Raw genomic sequence first — 18,995 nt, 5'->3', positions numbered from 1 at the left:
ATCAGGCTCGACGGGGGGCTGCCCGGCTCCAGAAGGGATAGGCGGTCATGACCTACATCTACAGCTTCGGTGATGTAGGACCAGGTGACGTGGCCGCGGCCGGCGGCAAGGGCGTCGGCTTGGGCGGCCTCGTTCGGGCCGGGCTGCCGGTCCCTTCTGGGTTTGTGCTGGGCACCGCTGCCTATGCCGACTTTGTGGAAGCCAATCACCTTCAAGCCGGCATTCAAGAGCTGGCCGCGCTGTCACCGACGGCGGCGCCACAGGACTACGAGGATGCCTCGACGCGGATCCGTGCCCTGTTCACCGGCGGAACAATGCCTGCCGGGATCGCGGGTGAACTCGGCGCCGCCTACAGGCTGCTGGGCGACGGGGATGCAGCTGTGGCGGTGCGCTCCTCCGCCACGGCCGAGGACCTTCCATCGGCAAGTTTCGCCGGGCAGCAGGACACCTACCTGAACGTCGTCGGGATAGAGGCGCTGGCTGCGGCCGTGACCGATTGCTGGGCTTCCCTGTGGACGCCGCGTGCCATGGCCTACCGGGCCCGTGAAGGCATCGGGCCGGACACTGTCCGCCTCGCCGTCGTGGTCCAGCGGATGGTCGAGGCCGAGGCCGCCGGGGTAATGTTCACCGCCAATCCGGCCAACGGGCGCCGCGACCAGACAGTTATCAGTGCCGCATGGGGCCTTGGCGAGTCCGTCGTCAGCGGATCGGTCTCCACGGACGACGTCGTCGTCGAGGCCGGCACGGGCTGGGTCCTGTCGCGCCGGACGGCTGACAAGGAGGTCATGACTGTTTATGCGGACCACCACACGCGGGAGCAGCCGGTGCCGACGGCGCGCCGTCGCCAGCCCGTCCTGGACAACAAGGCGGCGGCCGCGCTGGCCGCCTTGGGGACAAGGATTGCTGGTCACTTCGGAACACCCCAGGACATCGAGTGGGCCAGGGCCGGCGGCGAATTCTTCATCCTCCAATCCCGGCCCATCACCGCACTGCCCGAACCGGCAGCCGACATCCCGGACACGTGGCCGGTGCCCTACAGGCACGGGCTCTACTTCCGTGCGAGCATCGTGGAGCAGATGCCTGACCCGCTCTCGCCGCTGTTCGCCGACCTCATAGACGGCTCGGTGTCCCGGTCGCTGCGTGCCCTGATGGCTGGCGCCGTCGGAAAGGATGTCATCCGCGAGGGCGACGTCGGACTGCCCACCATTAACGGCTACGCCTATTACTACTACCGCAATTCGGGAATGTGGCGGGTGATGGGCAAGTCGCTGGCCGCGATGCGCGCGCTGGCCCGCGGCAAGGCGCACATGGGAGTGGCCGGCTGGCGGGAATTCTCGCATCCCCGTTACGTGGAGTTGATCAAGGACTGGTCGGCGAGGCCTGTCGGGGAGCTCTCCGGGGAGGAACTGCTCGAAGGTGTGCAGACGCTTCTGGACGCCGGCACCGTGTACTACACGGCCGTGCAGTCCATCATTCCGATCGCTGCAACCAGCGAAATCTCCTTTCGGGCCTATTACGACAAGTTCGTGCGGCGCGACGGGGACCCCTCCGCCCTGACGTTCCTCCTGGGCTACGACAGCGAACCCATCCGGGCCGAGAAGTCGCTGTACGACCTCGCGGCCTGGGCCCGGGAAGTTCCGGGGCTGGCCCCGGCGATCCTCGCTGCGCCCACCGCGGCACTGGCCGTGTCGCAGCGCACCGGGTCCCCGCCTGCCGGGCTGGACCCGGCACTCTGGCAGCAATGGCATCGCCGCTTCCAGGAACACCTCGGCCGGTTCGGCCATGCTGTCTACAATCTGGACTTCGCCAGCCCGGTGCCGGCCGACGATCCCTCGCCGCTGTTGGAGACGGTGAAGTATTACCTGCGGGGGCAGGGCAATGACCCTTACGAGCGCCAGCGGCTGTCGGCCGCCCGCCGCGAGGATGAAACGAGCCGAACGATCGCGCGGCTCGGGCCGAAACGCCGGGCCGCGTTCCTGCGGCTGCTCCGGTGGGCACAGCGCGCCGCCCCGATCCGCGAGGATGCCCTCGCCGACGTCGGCCTGGCGTGGCCGCTGCTCCGGCGGATGCTGCTCGAACTCGGACAACGGCTGGTTGACTCCGCCGTCATCGCAGAGCCCGCCGACGTGTTCTGGCTGCGCCACCAGGAGCTGCGCAGCGCCGTCGAGTTCGGCCTCGCAGGACCAGGCACACCGGCGGCCGTGGCAATTACCGGAGCAGACAAGCCAGTCCGGGCCGGCGCCGTTGAGGAACGCAAGATGCTGTGGCGGGGCCAGGCCAAGGCCGCAGCCCCGCAACTACTCCCGGAGAGCCCGTGGATGGAACGGGCCTTCGGGTCAATGATGCCGGCAGCCCCACAAGGAGCGCCCGGCGACGTCATCAAAGGCGCCGGTGCCAGCTCGGGCCAGGTCAGCGCCCCGGCCCGCGTCCTGAGAGGACCAGAGGATTTCGCCCGGATGTTGCCCGGCGACGTACTGGTGGCCCGCATCACCACACCGGCATGGACCCCGCTCTTCGCAATGGCCTCCGGCGTCGTTACCGACGTCGGCGGCCCGTTGAGCCACAGCTCCATCGTGGCCCGTGAGTACGGCATCCCGGCCGTGCTCGGTACCGGCGTTGCCACGCAGCGGATTGCGAGCGGCTGGCAGATCCGCGTCGACGGGGACGCCGGCACCGTCACGATCGAGCATCCGGCCGCTTCGCAGGGTCAGTGAGACGGGAGGAACCACGGACGGCGGCGCCGGGCTTCGGGCGTCAGCGGCGCCAGCAGTACGGCGTCGTCGTCGATACCCGGAGCAGGCCGTAACGTTCCAGGATCGGCCGTGAATATTCGGTTGAATCGCTATGGATGAGGCTCTTGCCCAAGGCCACCGCGGCCCGGGCCCGCGCCGCGGTGACGGCACGGTAGATCCCCCGGCCGCGCCACTCTTCGAGGGTGGCCCCGCCCCAGATGCCCGCGAAATCCGTCCCCGGAACCGGTTCAAGCCGACCCGCGCTGACAATCTTCCCCTCATGTTCGGCAACCCACAGTTCCATCCCATCGTCGCGGGCCACGCGGCGCAGGATTGCTTCGGCGTTGCCGTCGGAGGCGGGACTGCCGAAGACCTCGTCCTGCATGGCGCTCATGGCCCGGATGTCCGGTTCTTCTGTAACCCTTCGCAGGTTCACGCCGTCGGGCAGGTCCACGTCCACACACAGCGCCCTGGCCGGCCCCACCATGACGGACTCGGTCTCTTCCGGCTCAAAGCCGCACCCGAGCAGCGCCTCATGGAGTCCGGGCGCAGAATCGTGGCCGCGCGTCTTCCACTCGACCCGAACGATTGAGGGGTCCTCACGGAAGGACGCCAAGGCTCCGGCCACCCAGCCCGCGATCGTTGCTGCGCCGGCGCCGTCCAGGTTTTGGTAGGTCACAAAACCACGGCCGCCGGCGAAGGTCACAAGCCGCAAGGGGCCAAGGCATTCGACGGCGACCGCGCTGGGGGTCTCCGCATCCGTCCGCAACTGTTGGTCGTACGCCGTGAGAAGTTCTGAAATAGTCATCGGGCCCCACGGTACAACGGCGGGACAGAGCGCCGGCCGGTGCGGCCCACGCGTGTCGGCGCCCATAGCGCGGCGTCCCAAGCCGGAATCGGCCCGGCTATAGGGTGTGAAGTGCATCTCTCGCAGAGAGGTTCTGTGGGGAGTTACCGAACGGGGCAGAGATGAGAGTTTTCAGGCGCGTCGTCATGCCCGTGGCATGGCTGGCAGTGTTCGCCGTCATAGCCATGGCGCTGGTCAAGATAGCGTTTATCGACGGAATGCGACCAGGACAGGCGCTGAACGGACCGTCGGCGGAGGTCGCCATCCCGGTGGTTCAGGCCTCCCGGGCGACGGTGACCAATTCAGTCCAGATCAAGGCAACCGTGCAGAGCGATGCTGCCGTGGGCGTCCGCAATACAACGGCCGGCGTCGTGACGCACTTGTTTCTCGCCGCGGGCGGCAAGGTGACCTCCGGCGATCGTCTCTATCAGGTCCGCACTGAAGTTGCGGCCGAGTCAACAACGCCGGACACCGGCAGCCAGCCGCCGGGCCGTACCGGCCCCGCTTACACCTACGCCGATGTCCTTGCTCCGGCGTCAGGCGTGCTGGAGAGCCTCACTGTGCTGCTCAACCAGCAAGTGGGAGTGGGCGAGACCGCGGGTGCCGTCAACCCGGGCACCTTCACCGTGAGCGGATCTGTCGACGCGGCCCAGCAGTATCGGCTGCTGGCCAAACCGAGCTCAGCGGAGATCGCCGTCGTCGGAGGTCCCGCCCCGTTCTCCTGCCCCACAGTCGCGCTGAAGGGCGCAACCAGTGGCGTGTCAGGGGGCACCGGAGGCGCGTCCGGCGGCGTGAGCCGCTCGGTGCCGTACGCCGCCGCCATCCCGGGCGGAGGCAGCGCGCCCGAACAGGGCGGCGCGCCGACCGGCACCATCAGCTGCGCCGTTCCCTCCGGCGTCGAGGTGTTCGCCGGGCTCGGCGCGACAATGACCGTCACTGCGGGCCAGGCCACCGACGTCGTTACGGTGCCGCTCACTTCGGTCCGGGGAAGCGTCAAGGAAGGGTCAGTGTGGCTCGCTCCCGCCGGTACCGTCCCGGACGCCGCAACCGGAACGCCGGCCGGGTCCCAGGCCGGGTCCCAGGCCGGAGAGCCACGGGAGCGGAAAGTGCAGCTGGGCCTCAACGACGGCTCCATGGTGGAGATCGTCTCCGGCCTTGCCGAGGGTGAAGCCGTGCTTGAATTCATTCCCGGCGCCCCCGCCAGGCCGCAGCCTGGCCAGCAGTTCGCCGGGCCGGGTTCCTACCCGGCCGGGGGGTGACCATGGAGGAACTGGTAGCCCTCTCGGGTGTGACCCGGACCGTCCGCCTTCCCGACGACCAAGAGCTGCATATTCTCCGGGGTGTGGACCTCGCCGTCCACGCCGGGGACCACACGGCGGTGATCGGTCGATCCGGGTGCGGGAAGTCCACCCTCCTGAACCTCCTCGGGCTGCTGGACCTGCCCACCAGCGGAGAACTCCGATTCCAGGGGACCCCTGTGGAGCAGATGCGCGGCAACGAGCGGGCGGTACTGCGCGGGTCCTCGGTGGGGTTCGTGTTCCAGCAGTTCAACCTCCTGCCGGGCCGGAGCGCGCTGGACAACGTGATCACTCCCCTGCTGTACGCCAAGGGAGCCCAGTTCTGGCGGCGCAGGGAACTGGCCATGGACATGCTGGACCGTGTGGGCCTGGCACAGCGCGCCGACACGCTGCCGAACATGCTCTCCGGCGGCGAACAGCAAAGGGTCGCGATAGCGCGGGCGCTCGTTCGCCGGCCCCGGCTGATCCTGGCGGACGAACCCACCGGCGCCCTCGATATTGATACCGGCCAGGCCGTCATGGCACTGCTCGATACGGTGGCCACCGAATCGGGAGCCGCGCTCATCACGATCACGCACGACGTCAACGTCGCAGCCCTGGCCCGGGCGTGCTATCGCCTCGACGCAGGCGTGCTCACCCCCGCCGAGATCCCGGCAGGGGTGCCCGCGTGACCGGCGTCGTATCCGCCCTGGTAGAGGCGTGGCAGGAACTCCGAATCAACAAAACACGCATTCTCCTGGCCCTCGTGGGAGTGGCACTGTCGGTCGCTGCCCTCACGTCAGTCGTCGGCGTCGGCGACCTGGCGCGGGAAGGATTCAAGGCAGATTCCGAACGAAACGGCGGCCGTTCGGCCACCCTCGCGATCGGGGTTTACGGCCCCAGCCAACCCGATCCGCAGAAACTGGAAGTCGCCTACCGCGGCATCATCGAGCGCTACGGAATAACGTACTTTTCGCACGCTTCCCAGGCGCAACTGTCCTTTCAGTTTCCCCGGGGCGTCCAGCCGGTGCAGCTCCAGGTGATCGATCCGGGCTACGGGGTCATTCACCGGATCGACGTAAGCCAGGGAGGCTGGTTCGCGGCGAACGACGAGGAACGGCTGGCACCCGCGCTGGTTGTCTCGGAGAGCTTCTACAACGCCGCCGGGCGGCCAGACCTGGCCACCAGTCCCAAGATCACCACCTCCGGAGACCTGAAGACAACAGCCGTGATCATCGGCGTCGTGCCCGATCCCTATCCTGAGAACCCGCCGTCGGCCTTCATGCTGACGGGCGCTGCCGAGCGGTCGGGGGTCTTGACCGGCGGCGCGGCAGGGCCCGGGCAGCAGTTCAAAATCTGGGTCCAGGACGAACAGGCAGCCTCGCTCAAGGCAGCCATCGCCTCGGACCTCGAACAGCAGTTCCCCGGCATGCAGTCCGCGGTGGACCGGTCGGATTACGCCAGCTACGGGGATCCATTCGCGCCTGCCCAGCTGGTCGTTGGCGGTGTGGCCGGACTCGTTTTGCTCCTGGGGGCGGTCGGAATGCTGAACATCTCCATGGTCACCGTGCGGTACCGGGTCCGGGAAATCGGGATCCGGCGAAGCTTTGGGGCCACGTCCCGGCGCATCTTCCTGGGCGTCATGATGGAGTCCGTTGTGGCAACGGCGGTGGCCGGGGTGATTGGGGTCATGCTCGCCGTCGCGGTGGTCAAGAACCCCTGGATCGAATCCAAGATCGCGCCGAGCCTGACGGAATATCCGCCATTTCCGGTGGACGCGGCCCTCCTCGGCCTTGGGGCGGCCGTTCTTGTCGGCGCATTGGCCGGGGCCATCCCCGCCGTCGTCGCGGTCCGCGTCAAGGTCATCGATGCAATCCGCTTCTAGCAACGTAACGGGAAGGAACCCCGACATGACTGAGACGGCTGCAACAGAATACACAACAGAACTGGCGGAGATTCTGGAACTCCGGGACGTTCCCGCCGCAGCGGTAACCCGGATCGTGCGCGACGTCCAGCGCCGGATCGCCGAATCCGGGGAGGACCCTACGGCCGCGTTCGGAACACCCAGCCAGTACGCAGACAACTTCGCGCCGAAGTCGCGGCTGGCACGGTTCTGGGCCCTGGTCATCACTTCAGTGGTTCTGGCCTCCGGCGGAACACTCGTGTTGATCTCCGGAGTCTTCGGACTGCAGTCCCCGGCCCACGGGTTGTGGGGCCTTCCACCCTGGGCACGCATTGCGATCGGCGCGGCGGGAATCGCGTCGTTCATGGCCTTGGTCCTGGCCGAAGCGGCGCGTTCACGACGGCGGTCCCGCAGCCCGCACCTCTGAACGGCAACAGACACCGGCGCCGAAACGCCCAGCCAACAGCGCTGATGCGTTCCCGGTCAGGCATCCGTTGCGATGGCCGGAAGCTGCGGCGTAGTCTCCGTCCTATCAGGCCATCCGGCGGGAGGATCCATGGACGGCTATGCCGAGCTACGGGCGTTCCGCGCCAGCCACCCCTACCGATCGCTGACAGTCGGCGGCGTCGAATGGAAGTACATCGCGGGACCCGCCGGGCCGCACACCGCAGGGGATTCCGCCTCAGCTGAGGGCGCCAGACCCGCGCTTCTGGTCCTGGGCGGCGGGTTCTCTTTCGGCGATTCCGCGTTCCGCACGATCACCGCGTTCGAACCCCGCTTCCGGGTCATCTCCCCTTCCTATCCCGCGGTGCGGACCATGGCCGAACTTCTGGAAGGGATCGTGGCCATACTCGACGCGGAGCGGATCACCTCTGCGAGCATTTTCGGCCACTCCCTTGGCGCCGGCGTCGCGCACGCCTTTGCCCGCCGCTATCCGCAGCGGGTGGACAAGCTCATCCTTTCCGGCTTCGGTCTCTATACGCGGGGCCACACGCGGCTGGTGCGCGTTTTTGTCCGTGCCTTCGCGTTGCTGCCCAAGGCCGCCCTCGCCGCGTTCTACCGTCCGAGGATCACTCGCCTTACCGCGGGGGCGGAAGACAATGAGCGTGCCTTCCTCCGCGCCTACACGGAGGACCTCTTCGCCGCCCACACCAAGGAATCGGCACTGGCGCGCCTGGAAGTGCTTCTGGATCTGGTGGCTCATCCGGACCGTTACGCCGCCGCGTCGACCTTCGAGCGTCCGGAGGATGTGCTGCTGATCGCCGCTTCGGACGACCGCGGCTTCACGCCGCGCGAACGCGAAGCCCTGCTGGCCGCTTATCCCGGCGCCCGGGCGTACGTTTTCGGCGAAGGCGGGCACTGGGCGGCCGCCACGCACCCGACCGAGTACGCCGACGCCGTCGGCCGGTTCCTCGACGGCCGCCCCCTTCCCCCGGGCCGGAGTGAAGGCCGTTCCCCGCACCTCCCTGCGCCGGAACGCAGCCCGGACGAGCGGGAGGCCGGGCCGCCGTCGACGCTGGACGCCCGGCTTGAGGCCTTCCGTGCCGGCCACCGGTACCGCACGCTCGACGTCGACGGCGTGCAGTGGCGCTACCTCGCCGGAGGCTCGGGCGGGCAGACGGTGCTTCTGCCAGCCGGGGGCACCCGCGTCCCGGCCATGTACCTGCTGCTGATCGAAGCGCTGGAACGGGACTTCCGCGTGCTTGCACCGGCCTATCCTCCCGGTGCCGGCATCACCGGGCTCGCCGACGGCCTGGCGGCGATCCTCGACGCCGAGGGAGCCGGGCAGGCGGATGTGTTCGGCTCATCGTTCGGCGGTTTTGTGGCCCAGGCGTTCGCCCGCCGGCATCCCGGCCGCGTGCGGCGCCTCGTGCTCGCGAACACCGGGAGCCCCGCCGCGCCCCCACTGCCGATGCTCCCGCTCCTCATCCGCATCCTCGCCGTGCTTCCGGAAAATGCCGTGCGTTCGTTGACCGGCTGGAACTGGCGCCACTGGTTCGCCCCGGATTCGCAGGGCGACGCGGTGTTCTGGAACAAGCTGCTCACGGACATTCTCGGCCGGCTGGGCAAGGAGGACCTGCTGTCCGGCCTGCGGGAGATAAACGAATTTATGCGTCTGCCGGCCGCGGGAGCGCAGGCGCCCACACTCGCAACGCCCCCCATGCCGGTGCTGCTGATCGAATCGGAGCAGGACAAAGCCTTCTCACCCCAGGCACGTGCGGCCCTCCGTGCCCTCTACCCTCAGGCTGAAGTCCGTATTTTCGCGGGCGAAGGCCACGGGGTGATGGCAACGCGGTCCGCCGAGTACATCCATGCCGTGCGGGAGTTCCTGCTCCGCCCCTGACGTTTTGCAGGCTCCAGACGGAGCCTGCCTGCCCAGTGGTTTCATTAGCCCCTGAAAACCGTGATGGCGATCTTGCCGCGCACGTGCCCTGCTTCCAGGCGCCGCATGGCATCCGGCACGTCGGCGAGCGTGAACGTCCTGTCGATGGTCGGCGTCACGGCGCCGGACTTGAGGAGGGGGTTGAGCCGCTCGAGGTCGCTGGCGCGTTCCTTGGACGCGAGCATGGCCAGGCGCTGGCGCACGAACAGGGACACGAGGGGTGCCCGCAGGCTCCGGCCGAAGCCTCCCGTCCACTTGCCGCCTTCCTCGCCTCCGACGACGACGGCCGTCCCGGTGGGCGTGAGGGCCCGGCGCAGCCGGGAAAGTTTCGGGTTGCCTCCGATGTCGAGGATCAGGTCGTAGTGACGCGAACCGTCGGCGAAGTCATCCGTCGCGTAGTCCAGGACGTGGTCCGCTCCGAGCGACCGCACCAAATCGGCCTTTCCGGCGCTGCTGACGCCCGTGACCTCCGCACCAAGGGACTTGGCCAGCTGCACGGCGTAGGTGCCGACGCCGCCTGAGGCGCCCAGGACCAGCACCTTCTGGCCGCGCTCCACTTGTCCGGCGTCCAGGGCCTGGAGGGCAGTGCCCGCAGAGATCGGCACCACGGCGGCCTGCTCGAATGACAGGTTGGAGGGTTTGTGGGCCAGCTTGTCCTCCAGCGCGGCGGCGTACTCGGCGAACGACCCCCGGGACATCCCGTACACCTGGTCACCCACGGCGAACCGGGAAACGGCGGAGCCAACAGCGGCGACGGTGCCGGCGACGTCGATTCCCGGTACGCTGTTCTTCGGCCTGCGGAACCCAAATCCGAGGATGCGCAGGAGGTAGGGCCGGCCCGTCGTCATGTGCCACGTCCCGCGGTCCATCCCCGCCGCGTGCACACGGATCAGCACTTCGTTCTCGGCGATGCGCGGCCGCGCGGTCCGGCCGGAACGGAGGACGTCCGCGGAACCGTACGCGTCCTGCACGATGGCTTTCATGGTGTCGTCAGCGGCAGCCTGGTTGCCTGCGGCCGGCGCACTGATGTGGTTCGTCATGTCAGGGCCTTTCAAGGGAAGTTTTCGTACTTAGTACGGTTAATGTATCGTACTAAGTACGAACGGTCTATGGCCTGATGAAACGTGGAGTGTTAAATGCCTGCAGGAGCTAGCCCAAGCCGCCCCCGGCTCAGCCGGGAGCTGGTGTTGCGCGGCGCCGTCACGGTTGCCGACGCCGGTGGAATTGGAGCCCTGACGATGCGCTCACTCGCCGACGCACTCGAGGTCAAGCCGATGTCGATCTACCACCACGTGGCCAACAAGGATGAGGTTCTCGACGGCATCGTGGACATCGTCTTCAGCGAGATCGACCTGCCGGTGATCGGCGGCGACTGGCGCGTTGAGATGCGGCGGCGGGCCGCCTCCGCCCGCGAGGCGATGCGGCGCCACCCGTGGGCAATCGGCCTCGTCGAGACGCGGACAAGCCCCGGACCGGCAACGCTGAAACACCACGACGCCGTCATCGGCACGCTCCGCGCGGCGGGCTTCTCGGTGGAGATGACCGCCCACGCCTACGCCGTGATCGACGCCTACGTTTACGGGTTCGCCCTCTCCGAGGCCACCCTGCCGGTCAACGGCCCGGAACCCCTGGCCGAGGTTGCCGAGCGCATGATGAGCCACTATTCCTCGGGGGACTACCCACACCTCGCCGAGTTCTCGATCGAGCATGTGATGAAGCCCGGCTACGACTACGGTGCGGAGTTCGAGTTTGGGCTCGACCTGGTCCTCGACGGCCTCGCAAGGTCTGTGCAGCCCGCTGCGGGCACCCGCAACACCTGACCGCGACGGACGTTGCGGGACCGTCCGCTGTCAACGTCCCCGCAGCGGCCAGGGTCTCCATCCCGCGGCTACTTCCCGCAGCCTGGTCTCGGCGACCCGGAGACGGGCGCCGGCGGCCGGGGCGGGTTCACTTTGGCCGCTTTCCGACCCGGAACCGTCGAACGCGTTCAGAGTGTATTCGCTCCAGCGCTTGCGGCCCACCGGGTAGCGTTCGCGGTAGCCGCCAGCGGCGACCGAAAGTACCAGAAACTCCAGCCGGTCCGCTGTTGTCTCGACTGTTTCGTCGCAGGCGTCGCAGCCGCATACCGGAAACGGGAAGTCGTGCAGCACTCCGGCATGCACCGCCACCCCCGGATACCCGGTCAGCACGAACGTCAGGGGCGCTGCTCCGGAACGCCGCGGCGTGACCTTGACTGACTCCAGCACGTCCTTGACGTCCAGCAGCATTTCCCCAGCATGCACCGGATCGTCGTCAACGTCGACGTCGTAGACGTCCCTGAGATGGTCGATCAGGGCGCGGGCGACGCCGTGGAGCCCGGCGAAACGCTCGGGGTGGCTGTCCACGCTGTACGAATCGGGATCTGGCCCGTCATCGCCCCATTGCCGGCCGTACGGAATGGGCCGCCCCTCGGGCGAAAAGTAAGTCATCTGAGGCAGGTGCGGCCGGACATAGCGGGGCTGTCCAGCCGACGGGGCCACCGGGATCGGCTGCGCTGCCGGGGCCTCATCCAGCTCTTCCTGGGCCCAGACCGCCAGCATGGAAACGAGCTCCTGTATGGATTCGTCGTCGGCGCTGACCAGCCCATCAAGTAGCCGGTCAACCTCGAACTGCCTTTCCCGGTTCCCCACCGTGGGAGGGGCCCCTTCGTAGGCGTACCACCGCGCGTCCGGCCGCAGCCCGGCGATGGTGTTCCCGGCGAAGACGGCCGCCGCAGCACTGAGCGCGCCTTCGTGAGCAAGCTGGGCACCGTGCCAACGCAGGAACCAAATGAGCCCTTCAGGGTCTGAGGCCAGTTCTCCGGCGTGCACTCCGTTGCGTTCACAGAATTCGATGAAAGGTGCGTAGCCGCCCACATGCCTGACGGCCGCCGTCGGGCCCTCCGTTGACCGGTACAGCGCCCTGCCGCGCGCCATCGACTCCGGCAGCCTGCCCGGCATCCCTTCGAACAAGTCCTCCGTCGGCCCCATGAGGCGATCCTAGTCCCGGGGCCTGGCATACTCGGACGATGGCGGTCTACTTCGAATGCACGACGCGGACAAGCATGCCCAAGGCCGAATTGTTTGACCTGGCCCGCAGCATCGACGCCCACAAGGACTCGATGGCGCGGTCACGGGAAGATGCCGTTGCCGGCGTCAGGACCGGCCTGATCTCCCTGGGGGAAGAGGTGACCTGGCGGGCCTGGCATTTCGGTGTCCCGATTCGGATGACGAGCCGCATCACGCAGATGGAGGCTCCGGATTCTTTCGTTGATGAGCAGGTCAAGGGCCCGTTCCGGCGGTTCCGGCACGTCCATGAGTTCGGCGAGGATCCCGAAGGAACCATCATGGTGGACCGGATCGAGTTCGTGGCCCCGTTCGGCCCGCTCGGACGTGTGGCCGAGAAGCTGGTTCTGGCCCGCTATCTCCGGAAGCTCATTGAGGCGCGCAACCGGCACCTGACCGCGGCCCCGCAGCGCTGACCGCAAGTGCTTAGCGGCCCTCGCTGAGCTCGGGCGGTGCTGGAGTGCTGGCCGGTGCCCGGTCGTGGGTGGCCGCCCACGTTGCGAGAAGCTGAAGGCTGTCGTGAGAGACGGTGCCGGCTCTGGCGGTGTACGCCAGGAACATCAGTCCACTCCCTGCTGACAAGGGCATCGCTTTGAAATCGAGTTCGAGATTCCCGACGATGGGGTGGTGGATGCGTTTTGTTCCGGTGCTGTGGAGGCGGACACGGCGCCTGAACCAGCGCCGCCCGGCCCTTCGCGAGCCCGTCGGCGGTTCAGAACCTAGCCCAGGTCTGAGACTCCGGTGTATGTCGCGTAGGTGGCGGGTCCCGTTCGTTCGTACACCTGGAGGGTGAGTCCGCCAGGGGTGGTCTGACTGCTGACGAGGCGCAGCCCCGCTGATGCGCCGCCGTCGGGGAAGAGGCGGCGGCCATGACCGACGATGACCGGAGCCACCACGAGCCGAAACTCGTCGATCAGCCCTGCGGCCAGCAGGGATTGGACCAGCCGGGCGCTTCCGTGGATCTGGAGCTCCCGGCCGGGTTGCTCTTTGAGTTCCGCGACCTGGTCTGCGACATCGCCCGACAGGATGGTGGTCGGATTCCAGCTGCCCGCCGTCAGAGTGTGCGAGGCGACGTATTTCGGCAGGCCGTTCATGAGCGCAGTGAATGGATCGTCCGGATCTGTGATCTGCGGCCAGTCCCTCGCGAACGCGTCGTAGGTGCGTCGGCCGAGCAGGAGCGCGTCCGCCTGGCCGAGCCATTCCGCGGCCTGCCGGATGAATGCTCCGTCCATGAGCGGGACAAGCCATCCACCCTGGGTGAACCCGTCGCTGGTGTCTTCCTCAGGCGATCCCGGGCCCTGCGATACGCCGTCGACACTCACGAACTCGAATACTGTCAGCTTCATCGTTTCTCCTTTGCCGACCCGATCATCCGGGACGGCCTGTGGTGTGAGTGATGGCGGGCTGGGGTGGAAACCGGGCCCTACGGCGAGGCTATGCAACGCGGGCACCGTATGCAACGGCGTACGACGTTCCTCCCACGGCCTACACGACGGGCTAAATTGCGGCAGTTCCGGGGACGGTGGCCGCTCAATTAATCCACTCGGTGTAGCATCTGACCTTCCAGCCCGTTTACTGCAGGCCCTCCTGGGCGGCCGCGGGCTGCGCCATCACCTCAGGCATCCGCGCAATCCCGCCGCTACTAAAGGAGTTCCCGTGAGTGACCCCGACGACCAGATAGGTCGCCGCCGTCCCCCTGCTGAGGCTGATCTCGTCGCCGGCAGCAGCGGAAGCCAGCGCAGCACCGCCGAGCAGCCAAAACCGCACCCGGCGCACCAGACGAACGTGGCTGCGCACGGGGCAGGCAGGGATGTTGCCATTGCCCTCCTGATCGGGCTCGCGGCCGGACTGTTGGGGCTGGCGCCCTGGCTGATCACCGGCGCGCGGCTCCCGCTCCAGAACTTGTGGGGCACGCAGGTGATGCCGGCGCAGATGCCGCTGGCACTCCTGCCCCTGAACCAGTACGAAAGCACCACACTGGTGGCCCTCATGGTCACGGGCGGGGCGTCCGCAGGATTCGCGGTCCGGTGCTGGTCGCCCGCGCGGCGGCTCCTGGCCACGTGGTGCGCGGCCGTGGCTGTGGCGGCGGTGCAGGTCGCCTCGGCGGCTCAGGCGTTCACGGTGCTCGCCGGCGGCCTGGCGCCCGGGCAGCTGTCAAGCCTCTACCTGGCCGGCATGCTCGCCGGGGTGGCGGCCGCGATCGCTGCGGGGCTGGTGTCGCTGCTGCTCCTCGCGGCAAGATCCATGGCGCTGGCTGCCCTGGGCGTTGGCCTTGCGGCTGTGCCGCTGGCGTCCTGGCTGGCTGCCGGCGTAAGTGCGGTGGCCGGCATCGGCAACTTCCCGGCGTTGTTGGCGATGGCGTTGCGCTGGCTCCCGGCAGTGCTGGTGGGCGCCGCACTCGCGTGGTGCGGACTGCGCCCGAAGATCCGGGCCCTGGTGTGGTTGGTCGATCTGGGTCTGCTCTGGGTGGTTCCCGCGATCTTCTCAGCGGTACGCAGCATGCTGGGCACGCGTGTCCTGGCGGGAGACCTGCAAGGGATGGCCGCGCTGGGCAAACAGGTTTTCACGTCGGCACTCGGCCCCGCCGGCGGGGCGGGGCCGGCACTGGTCCTGGCACTGGTGATCGCAGTGATCGGGACGGTCGTCCGGGAACAGAACCGGAAAAATCAGCCCCGGACGGGTCACCCGCCGACGTAAGCCGCGAGGTGCTCCCCTGTCAGGGTGGACCGCGCGGCGACCAGGTCCGCCGGGGTGCCCTCGAAGACGACCCGGCCGCCGTCGTGTCCTGCACCGGGACCCAGATCGATGAGCCAGTCGGCGTGCGCCATGACCGCCTGGTGATGCTCGATCACGATGACCGATTTTCCGGACTCCACCAGGCGGTCGAGCAGGCCCAGCAGGTTCTGGACATCAGCGAGATGCAGGCCGGTGGTGGGCTCGTCGAGGACGTAAACGTCGCCCTTCTCCGCCATCTGGGTGGCAAGTTTGACGCGCTGCCTTTCGCCGCCGGACAGTGTGGTGAGCGGCTGGCCGAGGGTGAGGTAGCCAAGCCCGACGTCCACCAGCCGGTCCAGGATCTTGTGCGCCGCCGGCGTCTTCGCCTCGCCGGCACCGAAGAAGTCCTCGGCCTCCGTCATCGACATTGCCAGCACCTCGGCGATGTTGCGGCCGCCCAGCTTGTATTCCAGGACTGAGGCCTGGAACCTCTTGCCCTCGCAGTCCTCGCAGGTGGACTCGACCGTGGCCATCACGCCCAGTTCGGTGAAGATGACGCCGGCACCATTGCAGGTGGGGCAGGCGCCTTCCGAGTTGGAGCTGAACAGCGCCGGCTTCACGCCGTTGGCCTTGGCAAACGCCTTGCGGATCGGCTCAAGCAGGCCCGTGTAGGTCGCGGGGTTGCTGCGCCGGGACCCCTTGATGGCGCCCTGGTCGATCACCACAACACCCTCGCGGCCTGCCACCGAGCCCTGGATCAGCGAGCTCTTCCCCGACCCCGCGACACCCGTGACCACACACAGCACACCAAGCGGAACGTCGACGTCGACGTCCTTCAGGTTGTGCGTCGAGGCGCCCCGCACCTCCATCGCGCCGGAAGGCTTCCGCACCGATCCCTTGACCTTGGCCCGGTCATCGAGGTGGCGGCCGGTGATGGTGTCACTCGCCCGCAGCCCCTCCACGCTGCCCTCGAAGCAGACGCGGCCGCCTTCGGTGCCCGCGCCGGGGCCCAGATCAACGACGTGGTCGGCGATGGCGATGGTCTCCGGCTTGTGCTCGACGACGAGCACGGTGTTGCCCTTGTCGCGCAGCTGCAGCAGCAACTGGTTCATCCGCTCGATGTCGTGCGGGTGCAGGCCGATCGTCGGTTCGTCAAAGACGTACGTGATGTCCGTCAGGGACGAGCCCAGGTGCCGGATCATCTTGGTGCGCTGGGCCTCTCCCCCGGACAGCGTGCCCGCCGGCCGGTCCAGCGAGAGGTAACCGAGCCCGATTTCTGCGAACGAATCGAGCAGGTGCTGCAGGCCCTTGAGTAGCGGCGCGACCGAGGGCTCGTTGAGCTCGCGGACCCACGTGGCGAGGTCGCTGATCTGCATCTCGCAGAGGTCGGCGATGTTCTTGCCCTGGATTTTCGAGGACCTGGCCTCGGGGCTGAGCCGCGTGCCGTCGCATTCGGGGCAGGCCTGGAAGGTGATGGCGCGCTCCACGAAGGCCCGGATGTGGGGCTGCATCGCGTCGACGTCCTTGGAGAGCATCGATTTCTGGATCTTCGGGATCAAGCCCTCGTAGGTGAGGTTGATGCCCTCGACCTTGATCTTGGTCGGTTCCTTGTAAAGGAGGTCGTGCATTTCCTTTTTGGTGTACTTGGCGATCGGCTTGTCCATGTTGAACCCGGCGCCGCTGAAGATGCGGCCGTACCAGCCGTCCATGCTGTAGCCGGGGACCGTGAGGGCACCCTCGGCCAGCGACTTGGTTTCGTCGTAGAGCGCGGTGAGGTCAAAGTCGGAGACCGAGCCCATGCCCTCGCAGCGCGGACACATGCCGCCCAGGTAGACGACGTTCTGCACAACGCTCTTCTCGACCCTGCCGCCGGCTTTTTCGGTGCTCATCACGCCGCTGGCCTTCCGCGTCGGGACGTTGAAGGAGAACGCCGTGGGCGGGCCCACGTGGGGCGATCCCAGCCGGCTGAAGAGGATCCGGAGCATCGCGTTGGCGTCGGTGGCCGTGCCCACCGTGGAGCGGGGGTTCGCGCCCATCCGCTCCTGGTCGACGATGATCGCCGTCGTCAGGCCTTCGAGAAAGTCGACGTCGGGCCGTGACAGGTTGGGCATGAACCCCTGCACAAAGGCGCTGTAGGTTTCGTTGATCATCCGCTGCGACTCGGCGGCGATCGTGGCGAACACCAGCGAGCTCTTGCCCGAGCCGGAAACGCCCGTGAACACCGTCAGGCGGCGTTTGGGGATCTCGATACTGATGTCTTTGAGGTTGTTCTCGCGGGCTCCCTGCACCCGGAGCAGATCGTGGCTGTCCGCTACGTGCAGTGCGGCCGACTGCTGGTCCGACTGTGAATCCGACTGTGTTTCCGACGTCGTAGACATGCTCATCGTGTCTCCATCTCTCGGGCACGCTGCCTCCTGATGCCCCTGACGGTCATGCTAGCAGCGGTTCATTGCCCCCGCGGCTCCAAATTGGAGATGTCCGTCAGCCAGATCAGGGCGGCGCTCCTGGAGGTAAAGAATGCGTGCGGGTAATGGGTGTGCCGGCTCATGGCAGCCGCGACCACCCGGTCCACGGCGTTGGATCCGAGGACGGCGATGGCGAGAACGCCCGTCGTCCGGGCGAACTCGTACCGGGCCGCTGCGGTGATCTCCACATCGGTCATTTCCGAGAGCATCGGCATCGGGGTTCCGCCGCTGATTCGCTCCACTGCCAGCATGGCGTCCCTGGCGTCCTCGACGTCGACAAACGAACCTGGAAGCCAGACGGATTCAATGATTCCTGCGCGCACGCTCAAGGAATTCTTCCCTTCGGCGGCGACAGCTCGTTCAGGCATCATTGGGCTTATTGTAGGCCTGAACTGGGACGACGCCCTGCAGCCGACACCAAAAGGCCCTGCCTGTCCCGAACTATCGGTCCGGACCGGCAGGGCCCCTTGCACTGGAACTACAGCGTTGCGGTGTCAATCACGAAGCGGTACCGCACGTCGGAGGCGAGCACGCGCTCGTAGGCGTCGTTGATCTTCCCCGCCGGGATGACCTCGATCTCTGCGCCGAGCTGGTGCTCGGCGCAGAAGTCGAGCATTTCCTGCGTTTCCCGGATACCGCCGATCATGGATCCGGCGAAGGACCGGCGGCCCATGATGAGGGCGAACGCGTTCACCGGGAGCGGTTCCGCCGGGGCGCCAACGTTCACCAGGGCGCCGTCGAGGGTCAGCAGCTGCAGGTAGGAGCTGATGTCGATCGAGGCACTGACGGTGTTGATGATCAGGTCGAACGACCCGGCGAGGTCCGTGAAGGTGTTCTCGTCGCTGGTGGCGTAGTAGTGGTCCGCCCCCAAGCGGAGCCCGTCCTCCTGCTTCTTCAACGACTGTGAGAGGACCGTGACCTCGGCGCCCATGGCGTGGGCGATCTTGACGGCCATGTGTCCCAGCCCGCCAAGGCCGACGACGGCGACCTTCTTGCCGGGGCCCGCGCCCCAGTGGCGCAGCGGGGAGTAGGTGGTGATGCCGGCGCAGAGCAGCGGGGCGGCGACGTCGAGCTCGATGCCCTCCGGGATCCGCACGACGAAGTCCTCGGTCACCACCACGTGGGTGGTGTACCCGCCCTGGGTGATGGTCCCGTCGCGGTCCACGGCGCCGTAGGTGCCCGTGTTGCCGGCGAGGCAGTACTGCTCCTCGCCCTTCAGGCAGTTGACGCACTCGCGGCAGGAGTTGACCATGCAGCCGACGCCGACGCGGTCGCCGACGGCGTGCTTGGTGACGGCCGAGCCGACTTCGGTGACGATGCCGGCGATTTCGTGGCCCGGGGCCAGCGGGTACTGCTGCGGGCCCCAGTCGCCGCGGACGGTGTGGATGTCCGAGTGGCAGATGCCGGCGAACTTGATGTCGATCAGGACGTCGTGCGGGCCAACGTCCCGGCGCTCGATGGTGGTGGCAACGAGGGGTTCCGTCGCCGAGGTGGCGGCGTAAGCGTTAACGGTAAGCATGGATCTCCTGCTGGTGGCTGGTTTGGGGGGGTCACCCCGGCGTCCGGCACGGGTCAGGTGCGGCCTTTCGG

Annotated in this window: 16 protein-coding genes; 9 read left to right on the top strand and 7 right to left on the bottom strand. The window is 67.6% G+C overall.

The features are described 5' to 3' along the window. The first annotated feature begins 47 nt into the window (after positions 1-47). Positions 48-2,714, top strand: coding sequence for a PEP/pyruvate-binding domain-containing protein (locus tag LDO13_RS00390; RefSeq protein WP_224048131.1), 2,667 nt, complete (start codon positions 48-50; stop codon positions 2,712-2,714). Between the two features lie 40 nt (positions 2,715-2,754). On the opposite strand, the gene LDO13_RS00385 is transcribed toward LDO13_RS00390, so the two are convergent. Beyond that, positions 2,755-3,540, bottom strand: coding sequence for a GNAT family N-acetyltransferase (locus LDO13_RS00385; RefSeq protein WP_224048130.1), 786 nt, complete (start codon positions 3,538-3,540; stop codon positions 2,755-2,757). 161 nt (positions 3,541-3,701) lie between these two features. Between LDO13_RS00385 and LDO13_RS00380 the strand changes: the two genes are divergently transcribed. The 5 genes from LDO13_RS00380 (at position 3,702) to LDO13_RS00360 (ending at position 9,103) form a co-directional block, all read left to right on the top strand. After that, complete coding sequence (locus LDO13_RS00380) at positions 3,702-4,838, top strand: hypothetical protein (protein WP_224048129.1); 1,137 nt, start codon at positions 3,702-3,704, stop codon at positions 4,836-4,838. A 2-nt stretch (positions 4,839-4,840) separates the two neighbouring features. Next, positions 4,841-5,548, top strand: a complete 708-nt coding sequence (locus LDO13_RS00375; RefSeq protein ID WP_224048128.1) for an ABC transporter ATP-binding protein — start codon at positions 4,841-4,843, stop codon at positions 5,546-5,548. Then, entirely contained in the window at positions 5,545-6,741 is a 1,197-nt protein-coding gene (locus tag LDO13_RS00370; protein WP_224048127.1) for an ABC transporter permease, read from the top strand. Before LDO13_RS00375 ends, LDO13_RS00370 begins: the two co-directional genes overlap by 4 nt. 25 nt (positions 6,742-6,766) lie before the next feature. Next, positions 6,767-7,186 carry a hypothetical protein gene (locus LDO13_RS00365; protein WP_224048126.1) on the top strand — a complete coding sequence of 140 codons (420 nt, stop codon included), beginning with the start codon at positions 6,767-6,769 and terminating at the stop codon, positions 7,184-7,186. 129 nt (positions 7,187-7,315) lie between these two features. Continuing rightward, complete coding sequence (locus LDO13_RS00360) at positions 7,316-9,103, top strand: alpha/beta hydrolase (protein WP_224048125.1); 1,788 nt, start codon at positions 7,316-7,318, stop codon at positions 9,101-9,103. A 44-nt stretch (positions 9,104-9,147) separates the two neighbouring features. Here LDO13_RS00360 and LDO13_RS00355 read toward each other — a convergent pair whose 3' ends face one another. Next, positions 9,148-10,182, bottom strand: coding sequence for an NAD(P)-dependent alcohol dehydrogenase (locus tag LDO13_RS00355; protein WP_224048124.1), 1,035 nt, complete (start codon positions 10,180-10,182; stop codon positions 9,148-9,150). A 96-nt stretch (positions 10,183-10,278) separates the two neighbouring features. On the opposite strand from LDO13_RS00355, the gene LDO13_RS00350 reads away from it, so the two are divergent. Next, complete coding sequence (locus LDO13_RS00350) at positions 10,279-10,962, top strand: TetR/AcrR family transcriptional regulator (protein ID WP_224048123.1); 684 nt, start codon at positions 10,279-10,281, stop codon at positions 10,960-10,962. Between the two features lie 30 nt (positions 10,963-10,992). Here LDO13_RS00350 and LDO13_RS00345 read toward each other — a convergent pair whose 3' ends face one another. After that, positions 10,993-12,150, bottom strand: a complete 1,158-nt coding sequence (locus LDO13_RS00345) for a DUF6226 family protein (RefSeq protein ID WP_224048122.1) — start codon at positions 12,148-12,150, stop codon at positions 10,993-10,995. 38 nt (positions 12,151-12,188) lie between these two features. On the opposite strand from LDO13_RS00345, the gene LDO13_RS00340 reads away from it, so the two are divergent. Then, positions 12,189-12,641 carry an SRPBCC family protein gene (locus LDO13_RS00340; RefSeq protein ID WP_224048121.1) on the top strand — a complete coding sequence of 151 codons (453 nt, stop codon included), beginning with the start codon at positions 12,189-12,191 and terminating at the stop codon, positions 12,639-12,641. Positions 12,642-12,944: 303 nt separating this feature from the next. Here the strand turns inward: LDO13_RS00340 and LDO13_RS00330 are convergent, their stop codons facing one another. Continuing rightward, positions 12,945-13,571, bottom strand: coding sequence for a dihydrofolate reductase family protein (locus tag LDO13_RS00330; RefSeq protein ID WP_224048120.1), 627 nt, complete (start codon positions 13,569-13,571; stop codon positions 12,945-12,947). 310 nt (positions 13,572-13,881) lie between these two features. On the opposite strand from LDO13_RS00330, the gene LDO13_RS00325 reads away from it, so the two are divergent. Beyond that, positions 13,882-14,922, top strand: a complete 1,041-nt coding sequence (locus tag LDO13_RS00325; protein ID WP_224048119.1) for a hypothetical protein — start codon at positions 13,882-13,884, stop codon at positions 14,920-14,922. Here the strand turns inward: LDO13_RS00325 and LDO13_RS00320 are convergent. The 3 genes from LDO13_RS00320 to LDO13_RS00310 all read right to left on the bottom strand — a co-directional run bounded on the left by LDO13_RS00320 (position 14,907) and on the right by LDO13_RS00310 (position 18,924). Further along, positions 14,907-17,324 carry an excinuclease ABC subunit UvrA gene (locus LDO13_RS00320; RefSeq protein ID WP_224048118.1) on the bottom strand — a complete coding sequence of 806 codons (2,418 nt, stop codon included), beginning with the start codon at positions 17,322-17,324 and terminating at the stop codon, positions 14,907-14,909. The genes LDO13_RS00325 and LDO13_RS00320 overlap by 16 nt on opposite strands. A gap of 62 nt (positions 17,325-17,386) precedes the next feature. Beyond that, positions 17,387-17,776, bottom strand: a complete 390-nt coding sequence (locus LDO13_RS00315; protein WP_224048117.1) for an STAS/SEC14 domain-containing protein — start codon at positions 17,774-17,776, stop codon at positions 17,387-17,389. Positions 17,777-17,883: 107 nt separating this feature from the next. Then, positions 17,884-18,924 (bottom strand): NAD(P)-dependent alcohol dehydrogenase, encoded by a 1,041-nt coding sequence (locus LDO13_RS00310; protein WP_224048116.1) that lies wholly within the window; start codon positions 18,922-18,924, stop codon positions 17,884-17,886. Positions 18,925-18,995 lie beyond the last annotated feature (71 nt).

The sequence above is a fragment of the Arthrobacter sp. NicSoilB4 genome (genome assembly GCF_019977335.1).
Taxonomy (GTDB): domain Bacteria; phylum Actinomycetota; class Actinomycetes; order Actinomycetales; family Micrococcaceae; genus Arthrobacter.
Note: the sequence above shows the minus strand (reverse complement) of the source record. Positions and strands in the feature narration are given on the sequence as shown.